General features: G+C 44.2%; 11 protein-coding genes, 2 tRNA genes and 3 pseudogenes. 2 read left to right on the top strand and 14 right to left on the bottom strand.

All coding sequences use genetic code 11. The features are described from left to right. The 14 genes and pseudogenes from DW830_RS04325 to DW830_RS04265 form a co-directional block, all read right to left on the bottom strand. The coding region (locus DW830_RS04325; protein WP_119249020.1) for a cysteine peptidase family C39 domain-containing protein at positions 1 to 1,576 on the bottom strand (1,576 nt) is incomplete at its 3' end. A gap of 4 nt (positions 1,577 to 1,580) precedes the next feature. After that, positions 1,581 to 3,887, bottom strand: coding sequence for a TonB-dependent receptor domain-containing protein (locus DW830_RS04320; protein ID WP_119249016.1), 2,307 nt, complete (start codon positions 3,885 to 3,887; stop codon positions 1,581 to 1,583). 12 nt (positions 3,888 to 3,899) lie between these two features. Next, positions 3,900 to 5,402: a radical SAM/SPASM domain-containing protein gene (locus DW830_RS04315; protein ID WP_119249015.1), complete on the bottom strand. Its 1,503-nt coding sequence runs from the start codon at positions 5,400 to 5,402 to the stop codon at positions 3,900 to 3,902. Positions 5,403 to 5,485: 83 nt separating this feature from the next. Further along, positions 5,486 to 5,632: a hypothetical protein gene (locus DW830_RS15780; RefSeq protein WP_158573438.1), complete on the bottom strand. Its 147-nt coding sequence runs from the start codon at positions 5,630 to 5,632 to the stop codon at positions 5,486 to 5,488. Between the two features lie 138 nt (positions 5,633 to 5,770). Beyond that, positions 5,771 to 6,145, bottom strand: coding sequence for a DUF3244 domain-containing protein (locus DW830_RS04310; protein ID WP_119249014.1), 375 nt, complete (start codon positions 6,143 to 6,145; stop codon positions 5,771 to 5,773). A 183-nt stretch (positions 6,146 to 6,328) separates the two neighbouring features. Further along, the gene (locus DW830_RS04305; RefSeq protein ID WP_119249013.1) at positions 6,329 to 7,738 is read right to left on the bottom strand and encodes a tetratricopeptide repeat protein; all 1,410 of its coding nucleotides are present in this window, start codon (positions 7,736 to 7,738) and stop codon (positions 6,329 to 6,331) included. A 619-nt stretch (positions 7,739 to 8,357) separates the two neighbouring features. Next, on the bottom strand, positions 8,358 to 9,317 hold the full coding sequence (locus DW830_RS04300; protein ID WP_119249012.1) for a hydroxymethylpyrimidine/phosphomethylpyrimidine kinase: 960 nt from the start codon (positions 9,315 to 9,317) through the stop codon (positions 8,358 to 8,360). A 28-nt stretch (positions 9,318 to 9,345) separates the two neighbouring features. Further along, positions 9,346 to 12,243 carry a two-component regulator propeller domain-containing protein gene (locus DW830_RS04295; protein WP_158573437.1) on the bottom strand — a complete coding sequence of 966 codons (2,898 nt, stop codon included), beginning with the start codon at positions 12,241 to 12,243 and terminating at the stop codon, positions 9,346 to 9,348. Between the two features lie 250 nt (positions 12,244 to 12,493). After that, positions 12,494 to 14,951, bottom strand: a pseudogene (locus DW830_RS04290) (glycoside hydrolase family 2 TIM barrel-domain containing protein). An 88-nt stretch (positions 14,952 to 15,039) separates the two neighbouring features. Then, positions 15,040 to 16,116 carry an arabinogalactan endo-beta-1,4-galactanase gene (locus DW830_RS04285; protein WP_119249010.1) on the bottom strand — a complete coding sequence of 359 codons (1,077 nt, stop codon included), beginning with the start codon at positions 16,114 to 16,116 and terminating at the stop codon, positions 15,040 to 15,042. A 124-nt stretch (positions 16,117 to 16,240) separates the two neighbouring features. Next, entirely contained in the window at positions 16,241 to 17,629 is a 1,389-nt protein-coding gene (locus DW830_RS04280; protein WP_119249009.1) for a DUF5114 domain-containing protein, read from the bottom strand. Between the two features lie 12 nt (positions 17,630 to 17,641). After that, positions 17,642 to 19,308, bottom strand: a pseudogene (locus DW830_RS04275) (RagB/SusD family nutrient uptake outer membrane protein). 18 nt (positions 19,309 to 19,326) lie between these two features. Next, positions 19,327 to 22,295: pseudogene (locus DW830_RS04270) on the bottom strand (SusC/RagA family TonB-linked outer membrane protein). A 253-nt stretch (positions 22,296 to 22,548) separates the two neighbouring features. Continuing rightward, positions 22,549 to 22,621 (bottom strand) — tRNA-Phe (locus DW830_RS04265). Between the two features lie 174 nt (positions 22,622 to 22,795). Between DW830_RS04265 and DW830_RS04260 the strand changes: the two genes are divergently transcribed. Together DW830_RS04260 and DW830_RS04255 are read left to right on the top strand one after the other, a co-directional pair. Further along, a tRNA-Pro gene (locus DW830_RS04260) sits at positions 22,796 to 22,868 on the top strand. 154 nt (positions 22,869 to 23,022) lie between these two features. Continuing rightward, the gene (locus DW830_RS04255) at positions 23,023 to 24,183 is read left to right on the top strand and encodes a tyrosine-type recombinase/integrase (protein WP_233544375.1); all 1,161 of its coding nucleotides are present in this window, start codon (positions 23,023 to 23,025) and stop codon (positions 24,181 to 24,183) included. Positions 24,184 to 24,200: the final 17 nt, after the last annotated feature.

Raw genomic sequence — 24,200 nt, 5'->3', positions numbered from 1 at the left:
TCGCCGTCACCTTGCCTTGAGGTATATGAATATCCACCCCGTCTATTGTCTTTCTGAGGGCATGAGGATCATACTTGAACATGATGTTGCTGATATGGATACCATCCTCAGGATGTTCAAGACCAGTCAGCAAGCCCTCCTTTCCGTTCTCATCATCCATCTGATGAATCTCATTGATACGTTCCAGGCTGATTTTCACATCCTGAACGGAATAGAAAAAGTTCATGAGTTGCTCCACCGGCGAGTTGAGCTGTCCGATGATATATTGCACGGCAAGCATCATACCCAAGGTCATGTGCCCTTGGATTACCGCCGTTGCGGCAACCACCGTCACTACGATATTCTTCACCTCATTGATAAAAATACTTCCTGCCTCCTGGGTCTGCTGTAGTTTCAGAGATTTCTGCTGCACTCTGAAAAGATTCACCTGTGTCTCCTCCCACTCCTTCCGCTTGCGCTGCTCGCAATCCTGCAACTTGATTTCCTGCATAGAAGTAATGAACTCGTATGTCCTGTTGTTGTTGATGGCCTGCTGCTCGAAGAGTTCATAATCGAGCACCTTTCTTCGACGCAGGAAGAGAGCCATCCATCCTCCGTACAGGATGCTGCCCAATAAGAAGATGGCAAACACCACCTTATTATATATAAAGAGCACCACCGAAAACACCACGAAGGTAAGCATGGCAAAGGTAATGTTGAGCGTCTGCTGGGTGAGAAAGTTGTTCACACGGCTATGATCGTTCATTCTTTGCATCAAGTCGCCCATCAGTTTGGTGTCGAAGAAAGACATCGGCAGTTTCAGCAGTTTGATGAAGAAATCGCTCACCAGGGAGATGTTGATACGCATGGAGATGCGGAGCAGGAACCATCGGCGGGCAAAGTCTATCGCTGTTCGACTGATGGTGAGCATCAACTGGCCTAAGAGAATGAGCCAGATGAATCCAATGTCTTGGTTCTTGATACCGACATCCACGATGGATTGGGTAAGGAACGGCAACACCAGCTGCAGGGCACTGCCCGCAAGCAGTCCCAAGACAATCCAGGAAAATGCCTTGCGGTATTTCTTGAAATATCTGAAAAGGAACTTGAAGGAACGCTTCTCCTTCTGTCTATCTTCTCCTTCCATCTGATAAGTGAAGAAGGCAGGAGTGGTCTCGAAGAACATGGCGATACCCTTGTCCTCGTCATTAGAGTGAGTGCTTATCCAATGCTGCTTGAACTCTTCTAAGCCATAAGTGACCAATCCCTTTCCTGGGTCAGCGACATAGAACCTCTTGCCTTTCTTAACCTTATATAATACAACAAAATGATTCTGATTCCAATGAAGAATACAAGGCAAAGGGATTTCACCTAACATGGTCGTGGTTGCCCTTGCACTTACCGTGTGAAATCCTAGCGCATTAGCCGCTTCATTAATACCTAGCATGGACACCCCTTCTGTTGTGGCAAAGCAAAGTTTCGACAGAGAATCCAATGTATAGTCTCTGCCGAAATATTTACATACCATTTGCAAGCAGGCTATGCCGCATTGCATGGAGTCATGTTGACGAAAACATATAAAATGTGTTATATCCATTGTTCTACAAACGATTTACCTCACTTTGTGCCGCACCTTTTCCTTTATAGTTTTTCTTTTTATTAAAAGTATAAGTAGCACTAACAAATACATTGTGAGATGCACCCTTCAAATTTTGGTAATAAGATACCCCATTGGTTTCAACCAAATTGACTTGATGCCACAACTTAAAACAATCATTCCAATATATAGTAAATGCCCAACTACCAATACTCTTATTCAATCCCATATCAAGAATAACCCGATTCTTGGTGTAATTGGTTGAAGAATTTCCTCTACCAATCCACATTCCATCAAAATAACCATATATTTTCCAAGGCAAATCAAAGCGGTTACGCACAATAATACGGAAACGAGGTGTATCATACGAATTCTTTGGTTCTCCATATTTTAAATTTTGAACTTTTAAGAGTCCATATAAGGACGGATGCCAATTACCAATATTGAATCTTTGCCCTAGAGTTATTTGAAAATAATTATAATTTGGCAGGTTAATCACTTTATAAATATTCATCTGCTTATCCGCTAAATAAAAATAGGCAGAAGCTAATTCCCTCATACAATGTACGTAAGTGAATGCTAAACTAGTTTGATGATAATTAAAACTTAGTTCCAAATTTCTATCCAACTCTGATTTCAACAAGGGGTTTCCCATAAACCACAATGTATGAGAACTATATGTGTAAGAGTTGGCTAACATTTTATAACTTGGACGGACAACCACCGTATTATAAGACAAGCCAAATCCATAATCTCCATCTTGATAATTAATGCTTATATAAGGAAGCCAATCTGAGAAGCCTTTAGTTTGTTCTGGAACTATTTTCCCATTCTCTAAATATGTAAAATCTGTATATTCCACACGTAACTCAGTTCTAGAGCTCCACTTTTTACCTATTTTCCAATTAGCAGCAATGTAACCTGCTGACAAATGCTGGCTTTCCTCATCAGACGAGTCTTCAAAGAAATCCTTAGCTTCTGCGACATTTGCGCCAAACGTTTGTTGAGTTCTTGTAAAAGAATACTGTCCACCAAGATTTAAGCTCACATATTTCCAACGAGCACTTAAATTAGCTTTTGCTGCAACTATCTTATTTTTAGCACTATTTGCTGTAGCTATCTTATTTTCATATGAATTTCCCAATTCTTCTACATTAGAAGAATTGGAGGACAAATTATAGACATAATCAACATCTGTAGTAAATTCATAATTTTTCATTTTACCAAATTTAAACACAGCATAAGAATTTAAACTATGCCGTGAACTTTGACTAAATTTTTCGCTTGTAGAACTCAGATTTTGCGAAACAGAAGTTACATTTGTTTCTATAATATTACGTGTATCGTATTTATCACTTGGTGTCCTACGAAATTCATACCGAATACCAAGAGAATTATCATTAAAGTCATAACTTGAGCCTACCGCCAATTTTATGTTCTGAGAGCAACGTTTAAATTTTCCATTTGTTTTTGTCGTATTCAAATCACTATTAAACTGTTCTAATATATATCCTTTTTGCTTAAAGCCATCCCCCTCATAATCTCCATTGGCATAAAAGCCTAATCCTTTATCACTATTATATGAAAAGTCTAGGTCTGCCATACCATGAGACATTTCGGAAAAAACTCCCGAAACTCTTGCAATACCTGCCCAACCTAATTTTTTTTTCTTTGTATGTATAATAATCACGGATTTTACATCAGCCTCGTATTTCGCACCTGGGCTCGTAATTATCTCGACATTCTTTATATTTTGTGAAGACAGTTGCGACAATTCATTATTGTCTCTTACCTTTCTGTTGTCTATATAAAATACAGGCGTTCCTTTTCCTAAGACAGAAATGTCATTCCCAACCGCATCTATCAAAGGCATTTGCTTAATAGCATCTAAGGCTGTGCCTAATTTCGAAAGTGGATTATCTGTCATAGATATGGTTATGCCCATATTGGTTGTTTTCACATAATTGCGGTGACCTTTTACAACAACCTCATTAAGTTGTTTCGCATTATCCTTTAATTCCAAATTACCCAAAGAGTCACCTTTACAGGTAAAATACCCCACAGAGTAGCCTATTGCAGAAACCTTGAGAATATCATTATGAGTGTAAGAGGGCAATAAAAATTGCCCATTCTCATCACTCACAGTACCCCTAACGAAAGAAGAATCTTGGTTAGACAACAAAAAAACATTAGCATAGGGAATTATATTACCTTCCCTACTAACGATTTTTCCACTAAGTTGCTGAGCCGAAATATGGCATATACTCAACCAAAAACTCACAAAACATATAATAGCCTTTTGTAAATTCATTCCTATATATTTTTAATACAACAAATCTGATGTTACTTTTGGAGCATATTGACAACGTGGGTCTGGATAATCCCATTTATCTTTTCCATAAGCTTTGATTACCTTGACGAAACATCTACGATGATTCTCCAAGTTACAAAAATCAAAAATTTTACAATGCGAACAAACACTCTCTTTACGAAAAACGCCTTGGCTTAAATTGTATAATTCCCATGCCTTTGGAGAATTCCAAATTTCCTCAATAGATTGTTTTTTCAAGTCTCCAATGATAAATTGAGGATGCCAATATAGTTGTTCACAAGCACTGACTTTGCCATCAGGCAAAACAAATGCCAACTGTTTCAACATAATACATTTTCCTCCATAAAAATGTTTGTCAATATCCTTTCCTTCGCCTAAATGCTCTTCTAGACAATTATCACTACAAAAAAGTTTGAACTGTGCTTTTGGTCTAAGCGTTTCATTTATATAATCTATACAGTCCAACAACTGATCCTTATTCGCCTTTATCTCCTTATAAGTTTCTGGAGTATATATAGAAACCTCAGGTATTCTTATTTCCCAATATTCTAAATTCGTAACTTTACTAATGAAAAGGAATAATTGATCAAGACTTTTCCGATTGGCAGTAAGTTTCGTCAAAATAGTATCAAATTGCACTTTGAATCCATACGCTTCCAAATTTATAATGGTTTGTTTCATTTTGTTTACATAGCCAACTTTACAATCTATCAAAGTACTTAAAACCTGTTCATCCAAAGAATCTAAAGATATTTGAACAACATTGTTGTACCCGGTATCTTTTAACCTTTTGATAGTCTCTTCAGCAATAGGCATTTTCGTAGATATAAAGTTTGGCATAAGCCCATTGTCCACAATCTTTTTGATTATTATATCCCAATCCTTACGACAAAAGACCTCACCGCCTATTACATCTATATAAGACATCTTTAAGCGTTTGGCATCATCAATCAGATGTAATACCTCATCTGTACTCATAGGAGTATACTTTGTATTCTTATCGGCGTAGCAGTACTTACATTTTGTCACACACTTATTGGTTAACATTAGCAAAATGCTTTGTGGCGCAATATGCATTCTATCTTGTTTTAAGTTTACATCATTACAATTTACTTGAACAATATTATTTGTGTCTTCCTTAAAAAGCTCCTCCACATTATGCCAGGCAATCAAAACATTTTGAGGAAAATATATTTTATTTTCTTTAAAAATAGTATGGACTACATTTTTATTCTCAATATACGGAGCGAGCATTTCTGAAATTTGCCCCTCTGAAATTCCATATTTAAGTGCCAACAATTTACATTGTTCCCCAAATGTTCTCTTTACTGCAAAAACATTTAGAATTTGAGCTTGTGTAGGGTGTATAAAGCTTACCCAATCAGAAGAACTGAATGAGGAAACTTGCTTTTTAGAATACATTACTATACGATCCTTATCACCTTTGAAGTGATAGTCTGGATTTAGGACATAAGTTTCATTCTGTGACATCATAAGATTTTATTTAAGAAAGTGCGTCGCACAAACTATGCGACACACTTTCTTCCATTTTTAATGTTAGTTTACTTTGTCAGTAATTACACTCTGCCTGCAACTGCACTACCAGCATTGCAGATAACACCACTATCTTGTGCTCTACATTCAATTTCAATCTCATCAATACCACCCTTTACAGCCATCAGCTCCATAACTTCAAGCTTACCTTCAATTTCATTTGTCTTCATAATTTAAATAATTTAGACGTTCAACAATTCATTAACCACCCAGTTTTAACGCTTTTGGGAATGTATGCGCTTTTTGCCAGTTGTGTCTGGATATATAATTTTAGTCGACAAAATTATTATCAATTATAAGAATCTACCCTATATGTCAAACATGCCCCAATAAATCATATTTTCTAGTTCTACAGTTACATTATAAGAGCCATTCTCTAATGCGGACAAATCTAAAGTGCACAATCCATTACCTTCTATAGCGACAGAAGAACTAGCCATGAGGCTTCCATTGTCTCCATAGACATAGACTTTTACAATGCCCATATAACAACCAACATTAACTGTAAGCTGATTTTGCTCTAAACTTGCTGTTACGCTAGGTTCTGCAGTTCGTGTTCCCAAATGCTTTTTTACCTTATACACAGGAATGTCTTTCGCTTTAGAAGAACACTCTGCTTTTACTTGACTGGAAGCAAATAGCAGAAACAGCAGAAACGAAATATACATTTTTACCTTCTTCATAATCTTACCTTTTAGATGTTATTGAATCTCGGCTGCAAAATTACATAGTTTTTTGACTTCATCCAAACAAAACAGGTCTATTTCTATGCCATTGCACAAATTACATATAATACTAAGAAACAAGTACTTATAATTGCCCCCCCATATTTAAAAGGTCTAAAAAGCATTATATAGCCCCTATTTCTAGAAGTTTTCTATGTAGTTACGAAGCGAAAAATGCTCATTTTTTATGCCTACCTTATCCTTATACAAGAACAACTTTTGCTTGATAGCCTTCTCACTAACACAATAAATAGATGCTAGAGTTTTTTGTGATAACCTCAAACGCAACAGCATCATTAATCGCAAATCTGCCTTAGACAAATTCGGATGCTTTTGTTTTAGTCTTGACACAAACAAGTCCTCTACACTATCCAAGAAGACTTCTAGCTCTGTCCATTCATTATCAGAAAGCACTATATGCTTACACCCATTCGGAACATTCGAATTTAACTTTTCAACTACCTCAATCTTCTTTAATAAAAAATTACGCATCACAGACAATTGTACATCCCTATGCAAAAGTTCTTCTTGATGCAACTTCTCTATCATTTGCTGCTTTTGGCTGAATATTTCCTGTTCATGAACCATGCGAGCTAATGACAGTTTTCGATACGACCAATAAGCATACAAAACAAAAGAAATAACAATCAAGCCCAAAAGTAAAAACAATCCAAATACCCATCGCTGCATTTCCGTCTTTCCTTGCATTTTTGCCCTTTCACTTTCTTTCTTCAAAAAAGAAGTATAATAGGAATTCTTGGCTTTGGATGCTGTCCGGTACATTTCTTGCAAACAAGAACATGCAGAATCACTGAAAGTTTTAGCCGTCTTATAATCCTGGGCTTTTACAGCTGCTTGACTTTGCATATAAAATACCGAATAATGATCTTCAGCAGTTTTAGGAGTTGCTTGATCCAATATTGCAAAAGCTTGCTTTATGGAATCTCCAGTAATATAAGCAGAAGCCAACATTAACTGACAAGAAAATCTATCATTACCATTCAAGTCATAAGCTTGCCGAGCATAAAGCAGACAACTATCCTTTTCTCCCATTTCCTCAAACGTACTAGCCAAATTTTGTTTTACACTTGACAGCAATTCATTATCGTTTGCATATATCGCCAACCTATATGCTTTTTTCTCTACTTCCAAAGCTCGTCGCAAACTATCAACATAAAAGAAGTTCTCCCCTAACCTCAAATGCGCTGCCACCTTATTATATATACTAACATTTGGCATGGACTCATACATCTTCACCAAAGCTTTAGCATAGTTCAAAGCTTTGTAAGGTGCCAGCTGTTCTTCTACTTCAATCAGCTTATCCAATGCCAAGCATTTTAAATTCATATTATGGAGACTGTCAGATATGGAATAAGACTTTTCCAAACAAGTCTTTGCCTGCTCCATACTATCATTCAGCAGAAAGTATTTTCCCATATAATACAAGGATGAAGCATAAAGCGAATCGTCCTGATGTTCTCCATACCAATCATACGCTATGCGAATCAAGGAATCGTTATCTACTTCCAAGCCCGACTTATCTTGTGCCATATAATAAATGAGGCATACTTCGCCATATCTTTATCTGAGAGTTTACCTTGATTGATACGGTTCAAAAAGACCAAGGCACTATCTGGCTTAGACTCTGCCAACGTATAAGCTAAGTCTAACTCTTTCTTATGACTTTGATAACATGATACCAACACTGAAAGCATCATAAAAAACAATATCGTAAACGAAATACTTCTTCTCATATTTTAGTATAATTACATTCTGGGCGCAAAAATACAAAATATTTTTCAATAATAGAACTAAATAGGATCTAAAATACAAAGTCTGCAGAAAAGCACAATATAACTGATTATCAGGTATATATATTATATTTATAACAAAAGGGGGTCTAAATAATAGTAGTATTTTCGCAAATCCAACTCATAGTTTTATGGCTTCTAAGTCTATGAGTTCCGAGAAGGAAAACATAGAGTTAAAAAGCAAAGAAAAAACAACACGGACAAATTGAATTTGTCCGGACAAATTGTCCGGCAGTCTATAAATTACTAATATTTAACCATTTACAAGCACCCGGACAAAAGAGCCGGACAAATTCAATTTGTCCGTGTTTCTAATTTAACTTAATTATTTTAACTTTTTGGTCAAAAACCACCTGTTTTCAGCCTTTCTGCCTGAAAGCAGAAGGCGTGACCCCTCTCATCTTCTTGAAGAACTTGGTGAGATGAGCCTGAGATGAGAAGCCGAAAGTGTTGGCTATCTCCTGCACCGTATGCGTGGTGGTAGAAAGCTCGCGCTCTATCTCCTTCACGATGTATTCATCGATGATTGCCTTCGGTGTCTTGCCGGAGATGCGGCGGGTAACCTGCGCCAGATAGCGGCCACTCACATTCAGCTGGTCGGCATAGAAATGCACATCGCTATAGGTGCGGCAGAAGTTATTCACCTGCGAGATAAACTGGTTGTAAAGTTCGGAACTCCTACCCTGCAGATTACTCTCCCTAGCCAGTTCTATATTGATGAAATCCTGCGCCATCGCCAACGCCTCCTCCATCTTCTTGCCCTGGTTCAGATAGATAGCAAGGGCAGAAGAGAAGCGGTTGATGAGACCATGCGAATTGGCATTATCGAGCCGGTAAATCCTGAGCCCCTGCTTTTCGGCAAGCTCCAGGAGTCGGGAGTTCTGAAGGATGATATCACTCTCCTTCTTTCTCGCCACGACTACCGAACAGAGCGGCAGCAGACGGTATTTGATCTGGCTCACCACATCCTCGGTCATCAGCGCATCACCCTGGCTCGACCAGATGGAAGGGGCGTAGATGATATGGTCGGGACGATACTTGGTCAGGGCATCAATAAGCACATTCAGCGTCTCAACCTTGCGTATCATTCCCACCTTCACGATGCTGGGCTGCATATCGTTCATGATTGCCTCTATCTGTCCGGAAACAATCTCGGCAGGAATATCGAAGAACTCCTGGATACCCAGGGTATTCTGCACGGTGATGCTGGTTATCGCCGAAACGGCATAACCTCCCAATTCGAATATCGTCTTGATATCCGCCTGCACACCAGAGCCACCGGTGCTGTCGGAACCTGTAATCGTTAATATTGGCAACATATCGTTTGAACTTTAATCCATATACTTTTTAACTGCGCATAAACTCGGTAGGAGTCATTCCAAATGCCTTGGAAAAACACTTGGAGAAATAGCTGCTGTTAGAGAAGCCTACGGTGTACATTACCTCCGACACGCTGAACTTGCCCGCCTTTAATAATTTTGCCGCCTTCTGCATTCTCATATCACGGATATACTCCACCGGAGTCTGACCCGTAAGTGCCTTCAACTTTCGGTAAAGCTGCTTGTTTCCCATACCCATCTTCTCCTGAAGCATCGACACGTTAAAGTCGGAATCCACCATATTCTCCTCTATCATCTCCCGAATCTGGTTGAGCAGTTTCCTATCCATCTCATCCATCTCAACTTCCGGATCCTGAGGAGCATGGAAATCTACAATCATTGCCGACTCTGATTCGTTGTCGGAAGCATTCACATCAAGATGAGAAACTACCAGATCATTCACTTCCTCGAACGAATGGTGAGCGGCAGCATTCTTCAGGTCATCGGCAAGGTTGGCATAGAACTGCATACGCGCCTGCACCTGCTCCAGGATTTCCTCCTTCTGCTTTTTCGCCTCCTTCAACTGCTTTCTTACGAAATGAGCATTGATGACCCAGGCTATACCCACAATCAGAAGGGTAAGATAGAACAGCTTGCACCAGATGGTGAGATACCATGGTGGAAGAACGGAGATTTCGAGCTGATAAACTTCATCTCCGATATTTCCCTCGCCATCCACCACATGCACGGTGAGATGATAATCGCCATACGACAATCCATTGTAAGTGATGTCAAGATTGCCCTTGTCCAGATAATGCCACTCGTGGTCGCTACCCTCCAGACGGTAGGCATAGACGGCGGTAGGATGATCGGCAAAAGGCAAATCAGACAGTTGGAGCGTGAAGTTGTTCTCATCATGCTTCAGTACCAGCGTCTTCAGTCCCACGGGCGAAACACCCGGTGTTCCCTCAATGTTCTCATCGAGCAAGACATCCTGGGTCTGTCTGCCATTCACCACGATACCCGCCAGGAGCAGCTGCGCCTTGTCGTCCTTCGGCATGGTAAGGTCGGCACGGATGGAAATGAAGCCATCGTTGCCCCCCATCACCACTTCGTGGTTCAGCTTGGAATAATAGATATTGTTCGGATTCTCCATCGGAATGATGAAGCGGAAACTGTTGTTCTCCGGGTCCAGTACGCTGCATGCATTGCCTGCCACCACCCAGACCTTGTCTGCCACATCGCACATGGAGACCACCTTCCCACCGATCTTCCATTCCTTGCTTTCCACCTCCTTGCCCTTCATCGGCAAGTTCACCATATAGCACTTCACGCTGGAATTATATCCTACCCATACATTGCCATTGTCAGACTTCATCAGATAATTGATGGCATCATTGCCTGAAATATGTGAGATGCGAAGGGTACGGGTATCGATACGGTCGAGATGATCATAAGAGGAAGCCCAGACAAATCCCTTGCCATCGAGTACCAGCTGACCGATGTGCAGGCCCGAGAGGGCGTTCTTTCCCTTGTCTGAGAAATGATAATCTGCCACACAGGTGGCTATAGCAGCAGATGAGAGCGAGATGGCTGCCAGAAGTCGCTGCTTGTCCAGCACGAAGACGCCACCCTGATAAGATGCCATCCACATCCTGCCCTTCTGATCCTGAAGAATATCATAAGCCCAGGCAGTAGAATACTTGCCGGTCTTGTCATAGACGATAAAGTTGAGCAACTTTCCCGTACTCTTCTGATAGAGGTTGATGCCGTGGTCTGTACAGATCCATACATCCCCCTCCTTATCTTCATAAATCTTGCGCACACGGTTGTGAGCAAGAGGAGCCGAAGGATTGTTCTGCTTATACCATACCACATTCTGATATCCAGAAGCTGCACCCTGCATGCGCACTCCCTCTGCATAGTGAATCAAGCCGTTGGTTCCGCCCATCCACCAGTCACCGCTGCGGGTCTGAAGGATAGCATGCAGACAGTTACCCTCGCCCGAGAAGGTAATCTTATCGAGCGAAGTGAAGCGATAGTAGGTATGGGTAGATAAACGGGAAAGTCCGTGATCGGTACCGATCCACACATTCTGCCACTTATCCACATAGCAGGACCATACGATATTGTTGGGGATGGTTGCCTCATTGCGCGAGTCGTGAACGAAATGCTCCAGACTGTTATTCATCGCCATGCGATAAAGTCCATTATCTGTACCGATATAGAGATTGCCATCCTGGTCTTCGTCCAGACACTTCACGGAGTTTCCATCCAGCGCCGCAATCTTGGAGAAGTTCTGCAAAGCCTGGTCGGCACAGTACAAGGCTCCCTCGGTACCTATCCAGTAACAGTGGCGCTTGGCATCGTAAGCCAGGGCATTCACCAGCGGCTGTGCTCCGGGAGTCAGGAGAATCTGGCGCTGGTTGAGACGGAGTCCGGCGAGAGAACCCACCAGAAGTCCCTTCTGTGTATGCAGGATAGCATACACATCGTTGCCAAAGGCATCTTTCCTGCCCTTCATATCAAGCACTCTCAACTCCCTTGCCACCTTTTTCCTGCCCTTGCCTCCATCAGATTCCATCGCTGGTGCAGAAGCATAGATTCCCTTCTGCGTATCAAACTTCAGCATTCCATTGCCCGTAGCCAGATAGAGCATGCTACCCTCGAAGCCGAGCGCATTGATGCGGATATGACTAAAGGTATTGGAAGCAAAATGACGATAGTCGTGGTAGCCATCATAACTGTAGAGACCGTTGTCGGTACCCAGCCAGACTACTCCTGATGTATCTTGGGTAATAGCATAGACAGCCTGAGCACCATCCAGGGTGGTGTTGATGAAACGTTGCGCATGGAGCGCTATGGATATAAAAAGCATAGCTATCGCCATGCTGACTCTAGATAAAGCGGTTAGTGATTTGTTCATAGCTGCAAAAATACACATTATTCACGACAATGCCAAATATTATTAGAGAAAAATAACAATAGAATAAGGAGAATTTGTTGCTACCATTAGAAGAAATCTCCGTTCAATACTGCTGAACGTATGTTCAACAGTGTTGAACACACATTCAACAGTGCTGAACACACATTCAACGTCGCTGAACGAAGAATTTCCCTAGGAGCAAGAACTTCTTCTCCTAGGGGAATCTATAATTATCATTAATAAGTTTGTATTATATTGCCTGCAGCGTAAGCGACTTTTCCATATTGCGCTTGCCATTCTTTACTGTGAGGATGATGTCGCCCTTCTGTGCCTTGCTCTGAACTACAATAACGAGTTTACCAGAGAAGAGTCGCATGTGTGGCTGAGTGAAGGAATCGAGCGAAGTAGCATCACCATTGCATGCTGCCTTGAAGGTTCCGGCACCCTTTACCTCGAAGGTAAGTTCATCATCGGCGAGCGGACACTCGTTGCCGTCCTTATCTAAAAGGCTCACGGTGATGAAGGCAAGGTCGTTGCCATCGGCATTCAGCAGCACGTTGTGCTCATCGGTGCATCCCTCTACCATGCAGGCGATAGGCTCATGGTCTGGAGTCTCCACGCTGAACTTCATCTGCGCTGGTTCACCGGCTGTACGCTTCACGTCCTCGCCTACCTTGTCGCCATACTGGTTGTAGGTAACCACGCGAATCTCGCCTGGCTCATACTTCACATTGTTCCAGCGGAGGCGATAGCGGTCGAGGCGGCTTGACTTATCCTTGCGAACTCTGCCCTGGCTCTTGCCATTTACGAAAAGTTCGCCTTCCACACCATCGGTGTAGCAATATACAGGGGTTACCTGTCCTTCTCTACCCTTCCAGTTCCAGTGTGGAAGAAGATGAGTGGTGTGCTGATGCTCGTTCCAGCGGGCACGATACATATAATACCGATCCTTTGGAAGTCCGGCAAGGTCGCAGATACCGAAGTAACTGCTGCGGCTTGGCCAGTAGGTATCGTATGGAGTCGGCTCGCCCAGATAGTCATAGCCCGTCCACACGAACTCTCCGATTACCCAACTGTAGTCATCCTGCATCTTCCAGTCATCATCCGGAAGATTACTCCAGGAGCAATACTCCGTGTCATAGCTGGAGCACTGGCCATCGGCGTATGGGTTGTTATCGTTGGCACGCACCTCGACAGGGAACTTATACACGCCTCGGGAGCTGACGGTAGATGCTGTCTCTGAACCCAGGAGGAAGCCCTGAGGCAACTGCTCGATATTCTTATAATATTTATGTACGCGATAGTTGAAGCCCGGAACGTCCATTACCTGGGCAAATCCACTCTTCAGGCATCCTCAGCCCTATCCATACCCTGGGTTACAGGACGGGATGGGTCGTACTGATGACAGAGATCCTGCAGATGCTTGGAAATCTCCATACCCTCCTTACTCCACTGCTCAGGAATCTCGTTGCCGATGCTCCACATGATGATGCTAGGATGGTTGCGATGGTGCTTCACCAGGTTGGTGATATCCTTGTCGCTCCAGTCCTTGAAGAACTTGGCATAGCCATTCTTGCACTTAGGATAAATCCACATATCGAAGCTCTCTGCCATTACCATCATGCCGAGAGAGTCGCAGATTTCCATCTGCATGGTAGAAGGCATGTTATGGGCTGTACGGATGGCGTCGCAGCCCATCTCCTTCATCGTCTTGATCTGGCGGATGAGTGCTGCCTTGTTCTCTGCAGCTCCCAACGGACCGAGGTCGTGGTGCAGGCAGACACCCTTGATCTTGCGGGTAATGCCATTGAGCTGGAAACCATTATTCTTGGATACCGAGATGGTACGAATACCGGTCTTCAGCGTCTGGACATCAGCCACTTTCTTGCCTTCATATCGGGTTAACTTCACCTGATAGAGATAAGGAGATTCCGGAGACCAGAGCTGAGGATTTGCTACTTTCAGGGTAGTCTTGATGGCTGGGGCGGCACCAGAGATAGTCTGCTCGGCAACCTTTGTACCAGCCTCATCGAGCAAGGCGATGACGGTTTTTCCCGACTTTCCAATCTTTCCTTCCAGCAGGGCGTTCACTTCCACTTCGGCTTCCTGCTTGTCTGCTTTCAGGGTACGCACGAAGGTATCCCAGGTAGAGAAGTTCTCGTTACCGTAAAGTTCCACGGAAACCGGACGGTAAAGACCGCCACCTGGATACCATCGGCTGCTTTCCTCTACATTGTTGAGATGAACCTCTACGAGATTCTTCTTTCCGCCAAACTTCACGTAAGGTGTGATGTCGATGCGGAAGGCATTGTAGCCGTAAGCCCATCTGCCAGCCTCCTTACCATTCACGCTCACTACAGGCTGACTCATCGCACCATCAAATACGAGGACGGCACGCTTGTAGCCCTTCGGCAACTGAAGATTCATCTTATACATACCCTCTCCAATCCAAGGGAGAGCTCCAGAACGTCCCGACTTCTCGGTCTTCTCCTTTTCGCCATTCTGCTCAATAGCCACCATCTGCAGGTCCCATTCTTATCGAAAGGACCCGCGATAGCCCAGTCGTGAGGCACGGCTACCTGAGACCACACATTGCCATCGCGGGAGAAATCCCACGATGGCAAATGAATGACTTTTCTACTCTGTGCCTGGCACATGGTAGAAAGCGCCAGGGCGAGAGACACAAAAGTAATGCTTCTCTTGATCATATCTTTTTCTTCTATGTTAGTACATTATTCCATTTTAGAAATCGCTTCCATCGCTCCCAAAGGAAGCGAAGAAAGCTAACTTACCCGATTACTTGAAAGCATCGAGTGCAGCGGTTGGCTTGCCGCTGTTGTCGAAGGCTCCCTTGTCGTAACCGTTCCAGCCGCTGTTGCACTCAGGCTCCCAGTAGAACACGCCTTCGCAGGTAGAGATTGCCTTGCAGCCATCCACCATCTTCTTGAGGAATGGAGCGGCATTCTCAGAATTCCACACCATACCGATCTCTGAGATGATGACATCGCAGTTGTATTTGCCGGAAAGGGTCTTGATGTTGCTGAGGCAGTCATCAGAAACCTGCTCCCAGGTCTGGTCGGTAATCCAATCTGGATAGAGCGACATACCGATGACATCCCACTTGGCTCTATTCTGCTTCAAGCCATCAAACATCCAGGTATATTGACTCAGATTGTTTCCCTTGTCGAGATGCACGATTACCTTTGCCTCCGGATAAACCGCCTTGACGGCATCATAACCGGCATTGATATAAGCGGCAAAGTTAGTCATGTTCTTAGAGGCACGACCTGTTACCTTCAGGGCAGCATCGCCAGCCTCATCATTCCAGAGCATTCCGTCGGTGGTCTCGTTACCTACCTGTACCCACTCAACGTTGACGCCTCTTGCCTTCAAGGCATTCAAAACATCCTTGGTATGATCGGCAACCGCCTGCTTCATCAGATTGAAGTCATAGTTTTTCCAGGCAGCAGGAACACCCTGCTTTCCTGGGTCTGCCCAGGTATCAGAGTAGTGGAAGTCAATCATCAGACGCATACCGAGCTGCTGGGCTCTCCATGCCTTTGCCACCACATCATTCTTTCCGTTCCATCCATCCTTAGGGTTTACCCATACACGAAGGCGGATGGAGTTCATGCCGAGGTCGCGGAGAAGCGCCATGCACTCAGTAGCCTTACCATTGGCGTTATAGAACTTCTTTCCGTTCTGCTCCATCTCTGTAATCCAACTTACATCGGCTCCCTTGGCGAAGCCACTCATATCGTATGTTTTCTCCTTTTCGAGAGTGGTATTATCATCATTGCTGCAGCTCGTGCCCGTGATAGAAAACAAGAGTGCTGAAGCCAGCAATATGGCTTTTCCTAAAATATTCTTCATTGTTATTATGTCTTTAAGTTATTATTATAATGCAAAGATAATCAAATAAATGATTCGTTTACAATAAGGAAACTTACCCATGATGAATATTCTGCGCAATCGGTTGCACAGAATATTCATTAAGCTATTCATACTTCCATGTCATGGTATTAAGATCGGCTGTAACCGTAAACTCAGTTTCACCATTCTCATCACCAAACCAGATATCCCAGGCACCATCGCCTGAAGTTAACTTGAACTGCTCACCATCGGCACCATACCAGGTCTGCTTGTCGTCCTTGTTCTCGCCAACGAAGATGAAGCGGAAATTCTCCCAGGATGTTGGCTTGTACTTGCAGGTATAAACACCATCGCTCACCTTGTCCATCACAGCAAGAAGGGTGTTGCCATCCTTGCTGAACATGCAGAGAGTATTGCTAGCCTCTGGCTCTGGAGCAGTCTGGTTGCCTGACTCGATAGAGTAAGTCAGGTCGCTGTTCTCACCTACCTTCACGGTAACAGTATAAGTACCCGCCTTGGCTATGTTCACGCTGCCAGCAGTTGCGGCAGCTGTCATCTTGCCATCGGCAAGAGTGTAGTTCATTGTCTTGACTACGGCTGCAGCATCATCAGTTGCGGTTGCCTTGCTGTACTCTGCACCAGTAGCAACAATACTGATAGGTGTATTATCAGCAGAGGTTGTAATCACCTTGGTCCAGGCATAGTTAGGAGCATCATAGGTCATGTCCTCACCATTCAACTGCATCGCCTTGATGTAGGTTGGCTTGAATTCCTTAGCCTTTGTATCTACCACAGTATAATAAATACCAGTCTGACCAGGGAACCAGAAGTTCCATGCCGACTCTGTATTATCCATTTCATATACATGACCATCCTGTCCTACGTTACCCCAAATGGTTCCATCATTCTCCTTGCCCCAGAAGTTGAGCCAGGAAGAAGCATTCATATATCCTGCGTAGATGCCATCCTCGTCTGGAGAATTGAGAGAGGTCAGCACCTTGTTCTTATCCGCATTCCAGATGGTCATCTTGTCCATGTGTATAATATAAGGTGTAACGTTCACCTGACACACATTGCTGTAAGCAGCATCTAGATTGTTGCCCATCAGACTCTTGATGCGGAAATAGAGAGGCGCACTCTGACCCGGAGTCGTTCCCAGATCCTTGGCAAGGGTGTTGAGATCAGCACCGGTGAAAGCCTTGGAGAGATCGGTTACAGAATACTCCTTTACCGTAGCAAAGCTCTCTGAAGGAGAAGCCTGCAGATAGGTTTTCAACACACCGTTGCCCGCAGGCTTGGTCTCGTTGCTCGAAAGCAAGGTAGGATTCTTCCAAGCCATCGAGAGCACGATGTCCTTCGTATTGTCAACAGACAGGACCACATCGCTGGCCGATGCCATCAGATCGGATGCCTTGAAGCCATCCAGATATATCTTGTCGCCACTCTCGTCGCAACTCACCAGGGCGGTGAGTGCGCAGAGAAGCATCATCAGGTTTCTAAATATCTTTTTCATTCTTTTATCCTATTAATAGTTGTCGTTATGAAGATTTGGATTGGCGGTAAGCTCGGTGTTAGGGATTGGATAGATGTTGTACTTGCTGTCAACAGCCTGTCCATCGTGGGTGCCACCCTTCCACTGCCAGATATACTTGCTGGTAGTGAACTCGCCGAAGCGAATCAGGTCGGTGCGGCGATAGCCCTCATGATAAAGTTCACGGGCACGCTCATCGAGAATGAACTGGAGGAACTCATCATCGTTGGCAAAGTTGTTAGCCCATACATCGGTATTACCTGCACGCTCACGGAGGAGATTGATCCAATAGATGGCTCCCTGCTTGCGGGAAGCGATGACCTCAGGATCAGCGGCATCAGTCTTTCCTTCTGGCCATGGATCCCAACTTGCACCCTGGGTACGGGCTACGCACTCGGCATACATCAGATAGACATCAGCCAAACGGAAGAGAGGGTAATCGGTTTCTACACCATCATTAGCAGTATTGGATGCAGCTGTTCCATCGTCCTTCAGGTTACTCCATTTCTCTGAGAGATAACCAGTGGTTTCATCGGTCATGCTGGTTACATCCTTGCTCTGACCATTGGTGAAGAACTTGCAGCGCTTGTCGCCATTGCCATCAATATCGGTCTGGGTAAACTTATCCACGAACTCCGGACGGAGACGGAACTCGCTCCAGCCATTGGTAACACCGAAGTCGGCAACATTCTGGTTGGCATTCGACATACTCAACTGTCCGCAGACCAGATAGGTAGAAGAACCCCAGCTTATGGTATGCTCTGCACTTACTGGCAAGGCGAAGATAATTTCGTTGGTACGCTTGTCGTTATCGGCATTGAAGAGCTTGCCGTAATCAGACTCCAAAGAGTAGCCCATATTCATCACCTTCTCACAAGCCTCCTTGCACTCGGCATACTTGGCAACGCCGGTATAAACCTCGCTGTTCAGATAAAGCTTGGCAAGCAGAGTGTAGCTGCGCCCTGAGAAGCCTGACCATAAGGACAGGTAGAAGCAGGAAGCATATCACCTACACAATCCTTCAACTCGCTCTCGATGTAATCGAAAGTCTGCTGTGGGGTATAACATGGAGGAATAAAGCTGCCCACAGGGTCGTTCTCTGTCACCATCGGAATGTTGCGATAGAGATCGAGAGCATGGAAGTAGAACAAGGCGCGCATGAAGCGGACTTCTGCCTTATACTCCTTCATCTTCACCTCGTCCTCGCCCGAGAAGCTGGCACCATTGGCATTACGGAGGAACTCGTTGCAGAGGGCGATGTTGTAATAGATGCGATAATACATATCTGATACCCACGCATCGTTGGCATCCCAAGAGAGATAGGTCAAACCTGTGGTCTGCTCACCTGTCAACCAGGTAGAGGCAAGCTCATCTGTACCGCACTCCTGGAGGTTGAAGAACATACGCATGTAGTCGAAGCCACTGCCGCCGTTCAATACGGAAGACATATCCTTGTTGTCGCCGCCCTTACCCTGACCGCTGGTCACCATGGCAGCATAAATCTTACCCAGCACAGCCTCATAATTGGCAAGCGAGGTATAAACATCCTTAGAGGTTGTCTCCGTCTGAGGATATTGATCGAGGTCGGATACACAGCTGGTAGCGCTGGTCAGCACTGCTGTTCCCAACATCATACTATATAATATATTCTTAAGTTTCATTGTTATCAATTTTGATTGTTAGAACTGAAGTCCGAGGCTTACTGAGTAAGTGCGAGGACGTGGATAGAACGAGTTGTCCATTCCGTTTGGCACCTCAGGGTCTGTGCCTGAGTAACCGGTAATGGTGAATACATTCTGTACCATCGCAGATACGGTGAGTGAAGCCCACTTGTTGATCTTGCCTACGTTATAGCTCAAGCTCAGGTTGTCGAGCTTCAGGAACGAAGCATTCTCTACGTAGTATCTGAGAGATACTGACGGGTCTTGAAACCGGTCTTCAGGAAGCTGGCGTTGAGGTTATTGAGCTGTGAGTTGTTGTAGCTCACGGTCTCCCATGCACCAGTGCTCATACCCATGCCATTATATACGTAGTTGTCGATGTTGGCACGGAAGCTCATACCGAGAGTCAGCTGCTTGTATCTCAGGGATGTGCTCAAGCCCATGATGTACTTAGGGGCTGGAGAATGATAGCGGTAGAGATCGGCATCATTGATTTCGCCATCACCATTCAAGTCTGCGTAAGCACCCTCGATCGGCTTGCCTGTCTCTGAATCGTAGAGCTGATGATATACATAGAACATATATGGCTCATATCCCTCGGAGAGTACCTGGAACTGGTAAGCATCGATAGATGGACCTACCTTCACATTGGTCTGACTTCCACCCTGGGTAAGAGAAAGGTTCTTCACCTTCATGTTCTGCCAGGTGAAGTTGTAGCTCAGGTTCCACTCCCAGTCCTTGGTCTGGACAGGAGTTGCATTCAGGGAAACTTCGATACCCTTGCTATCTACATTACCTACGTTGGTAAGGATAGTCTTTGAGAAGTTGGTACCTGCTGCTGTAGGAACAGAAGCCAGCAGATCCTTGGTCTTGCGGGTATAGAAATCGATGGCACCACCGATACGACCATTCAGGAATCCAAAGTCGAGACCGAAGTTCCAGGAGGTAGTTGTCTCCCACTTCAGGTCTGAAACGTATGCCTCAGGACGATAAGTTGTAATATACTGTCCGTTGATGAGTGCCTCGGCACCTGTTACACTGGATGTATAGACCGGCAGATAGTTGTAGTTGCCGATACCCTCCTGCTGACCGGTAACACCGTAGCTGGCACGGAGCTTCAGGTTAGAAACAACCTTGTTGTCCTTCAACCAAGGCTCCTCTGTCAAGGTCCATCCCAAAGCTACAGATGGGAAGGTACCCCAACGGGTATCCTTAGAGAAACGGGAAGATGCATCGCGACGGACTGTAGCAGTCAGGAGATACTTTCCATCGAAGGAATAATTGACACGACCATAGTATGACAACATCACGTGACGGTAATCAGAAGCCTTCACGGTAGAAAGGGTTGTACCTGCCGCACTCTTGGTATAATAAAGAGGTGTAGTACTCTTCCAATACTGGTAATCGTAACCAGCAGTAAGATCCACATTGCTCTTGATATTCTCGAAATACTTCGCATAGTTGGCATAGAGGGTAAGCAGGCGGTTCTCGTTCTTCTGAGGACCATACTTGTAATCGCTACCGCTCAAGGACTCATCCTTGTTGAATGACTGTGCTGCATAGCCAGGAACATAAATGGTACCATCACCCTTGGCATAATCTGCACCAATGGTAGCATGAAGCTTGAGGTCTGGCAGGAAATGAACCTTGTAATCCACATCCATCGAACCGATGAAGCGGCTTACCTTACTCTTTGAATCATACAGATCTACAAGACCGCGAGGGTTTCTCACACCCGCATTTACTGGATAGCCATCAGCATCGAGAGCCTCATTGAAACCACCATAGCTGTTATTACCTGAATATACAGGAATGGTTGGGTTGAATGTTGCGGCAGCCCATACTGCACCACCATTATTGAAAGAGTTGTTATTGAGTGTACCCTTGGCGTTGATGGTCAACTTCAGGTGATCCTGGAAGAAACTAGGAGTCAACACCACGTTACCTGTCCAGCGCTCCACATTGTCCTTGCGCACCAGACCGCTCTGGTTGTAATATCCGGCAGAAACACGGAAAGGCAAATACTTGCCGATGCTTCCACTCAAGCTGAGGTTGTTATCAGTACCGAAAGCTGTGCGATAAACCTCGTCGTTCCAATCGGTATAGGCATTGCCGAGCAATGACTTCTGGTTATCGGTACCAAACTGATTGATGACATTCACAAAATCATCATGGCTCAGCATATCCACCATCTGTGCACGGGTCTGCATACTGTTGGTAGTATTGAAGTTCACCTTCAAACCGCCCTGCTGTCCCTTCTTGGTGGTAATGATGATGACACCATTGGATGCACGGGAACCATAGATGGCAGTTGAGGAAGCATCCTTCAATACGGTCATGCTCTCGATATCAGATGGGTTGATCATACTGAGGAAGTTGCTGCTGTTACCAGAAATACCACCCTGCTCCAATGGCACACCATCAAGCACGATAAGCGGGTCGTTGCTGGCATTCAGAGAAGCACCACCACGCACACGGATGGTACTACCTGCTGAGGCAGAACCACTGTTGGACATGATCTGTACACCCGAAACCTTACCATTGATCAACTGCTCTGGCGAAGAAACGAGACCCTTGTTGAAGTCCTTTGCCTTCACCGTAGCCACGGAACCCGTCAGGTCGCTCTTGCGCGCCGTACCATATCCGATGACTACGACATCGGCAAGCGCCTTGCTATCCGATTCGAGTTTCACCTGCATGTTATCAGAAATTGTCAGTATCTTATCTATATAACCTATATAAGATACCTTGATCTTCTTGGCAGAAGAAGATACTTGAAGACTGAAGTTACCGTCGAAATCAGTAACCGTACCACCCTTTTCGCCTTCTACCATAATGGTAGCGCCGATAAGAGGATCACCATTTTGTGCATCTGTCACTTCACCTTTAATGGTGCGAGTCTGAGCGAAAAGCTGCAAACATCCCATGAGCAACAATGCCACGAGAAGGAGACTTCTCTGTTTTGTTTTGCTTAAGACGTGATTCATTTTGCTTAATTGTTTTCAGGTTCTTTTGATTTTTTATTTGATTTCGATTGCAAAAGTAGGTTAGAATACCGCAATCTCACGCTAAATATCAGACAAATCTAGCAACAAAAGGGACAAATACCCGAAATATATCGAAGAAAAAGGGAAAAGAAAGAAAAAAGACGCAGGAATCCAGACTGCAATGCGCCCATAATGAGAAAAAGCCTTATAAACACAAAAAGCCGAACCTCTTTGAAGAAGTTCGCTTTTTAAGTGGTACCACCAGGAATCGAACCGGGGACACAAGGATTTTCAGTCCTTTGCTCTACCAACTGAGCTATGGCACCATACTCTTACAGATGATTTCTCATTTGCGGGTGCAAAGGTACAACAATTATTTGGTTCCACCAAATTTTTAAGTGAAAAACTTTTCAAAAAAGATAAAAAAGTGCTTTTTATTTGGTATTATGGAGATTTTGGTGTACCTTTGCACCGTCTTTGTACTCATAAGTACCACAAAACGGGATTTAGCGCAGTTGGTAGCGCACGTCGTTCGGGACGATGAGGTCGCTGGTTCGAGTCCAGTAATCCCGACAAGATTTGCGATAACTTATTGAGTATCAGACAATATAGGCTGTTCGCTACAAAAATACTCGGTGAAAAGTCGGAAAAGTATATAAAATGATAAGATTTAGGCCATATTTCTAAAAAATTAAAGATATGGCTAAAAAAAAATTATTTCTCAGGTTTGGCTGGTGACGATATTCACCATGTCATTGCGTGGAAGCTTCCTACCTTCCATCAGAAAAGCGAGTGTTATGTTTCGTTCTCTTGCTTCGATCCAGCAATCGGCAAGATGCATCAAAAGAAGATTATGCTTGACCACATCAAGGGCAAGCATAATCAGAGAGTGTATGCTGATCAGCTGATGAAGCGCATCACCCAAAAGCTAGAGAGTGGCTGGAATCCATGGGTAGTGAAGGATCGCCCTCTTGAATACACCCTCTTCACAACTGTCCTGGAACGATATAAGAGATATCTCGAGAAGCTATGCAATGAGCATAGCTTGCGTGATGATTCGTATATCGACTACTCTAGTCGTGTGCGAGTCATGGAACTCTGGATTGAGGAGAAGAAGATAGACATCCACTTCTCCTATCAGTTCGACAGACAGTTCGTCTCCAAGTTCCTTGACTACGTCTTCATCGACCGCAACAACACCATTATAACCAGGAACAATTATCTCGGCTGGTTACGCACATTTTCCTCTTATCTTCTTGAGCGTGGTTATATCTCTCGCAATCCGACAGAAGGATTCAGCAGAATCAGAAACCGCCATCTGAAGGAGCGTGAGGTCATACCTGATGACGTGATGATGCAGATTCGCAACTACCTATTTGAGAAAAACAGGCACTACCTGCTTGCTTGTGAGATACTCCACTATCTCTTCGTCCGACCGCGCGAACTCTCGTACCTGAAGATTGAAGACTTCCATCTGGAAGCTCAAACACTATCGCTCCATGGTTCGCATACTAAGAACGGAAATGATGCCGTCATCACACTGCCGTCTCACGTCATCAAGTTGATGATTGACCTCAATGTCTTCTCATACCCTAGTCACTATTATCTGTTCTCAGATAACTTCTGCCCTGGTGAGATTCGCAAGAGCGAGAAGAGTTTCAGAGATTATTGGGGCAGAAACCTGCGCAAGGCGCTCGGCTTCTCCGACCGCTATAAGTTCTACAGCTTGAAGGATACCGGCATCACCAATATGCTGAAGGCGAATGCCGATGTCTTGTCGGTCAGAGATCAGGCACGACACTCCTCTATACTCATCACGGATATCTACACTCCTAAGGATATCAAGGCTGCGAATGAGTATATCAAGAATTATAAAGGCATACTATAGTATATATATAATAAGGT

This window comes from Prevotella sp. AM34-19LB (genome assembly GCF_003468525.1).
GTDB lineage: Bacteria > Bacteroidota > Bacteroidia > Bacteroidales > Bacteroidaceae > Prevotella.
This window is presented reverse-complemented; position numbering and strand designations above follow the sequence as displayed.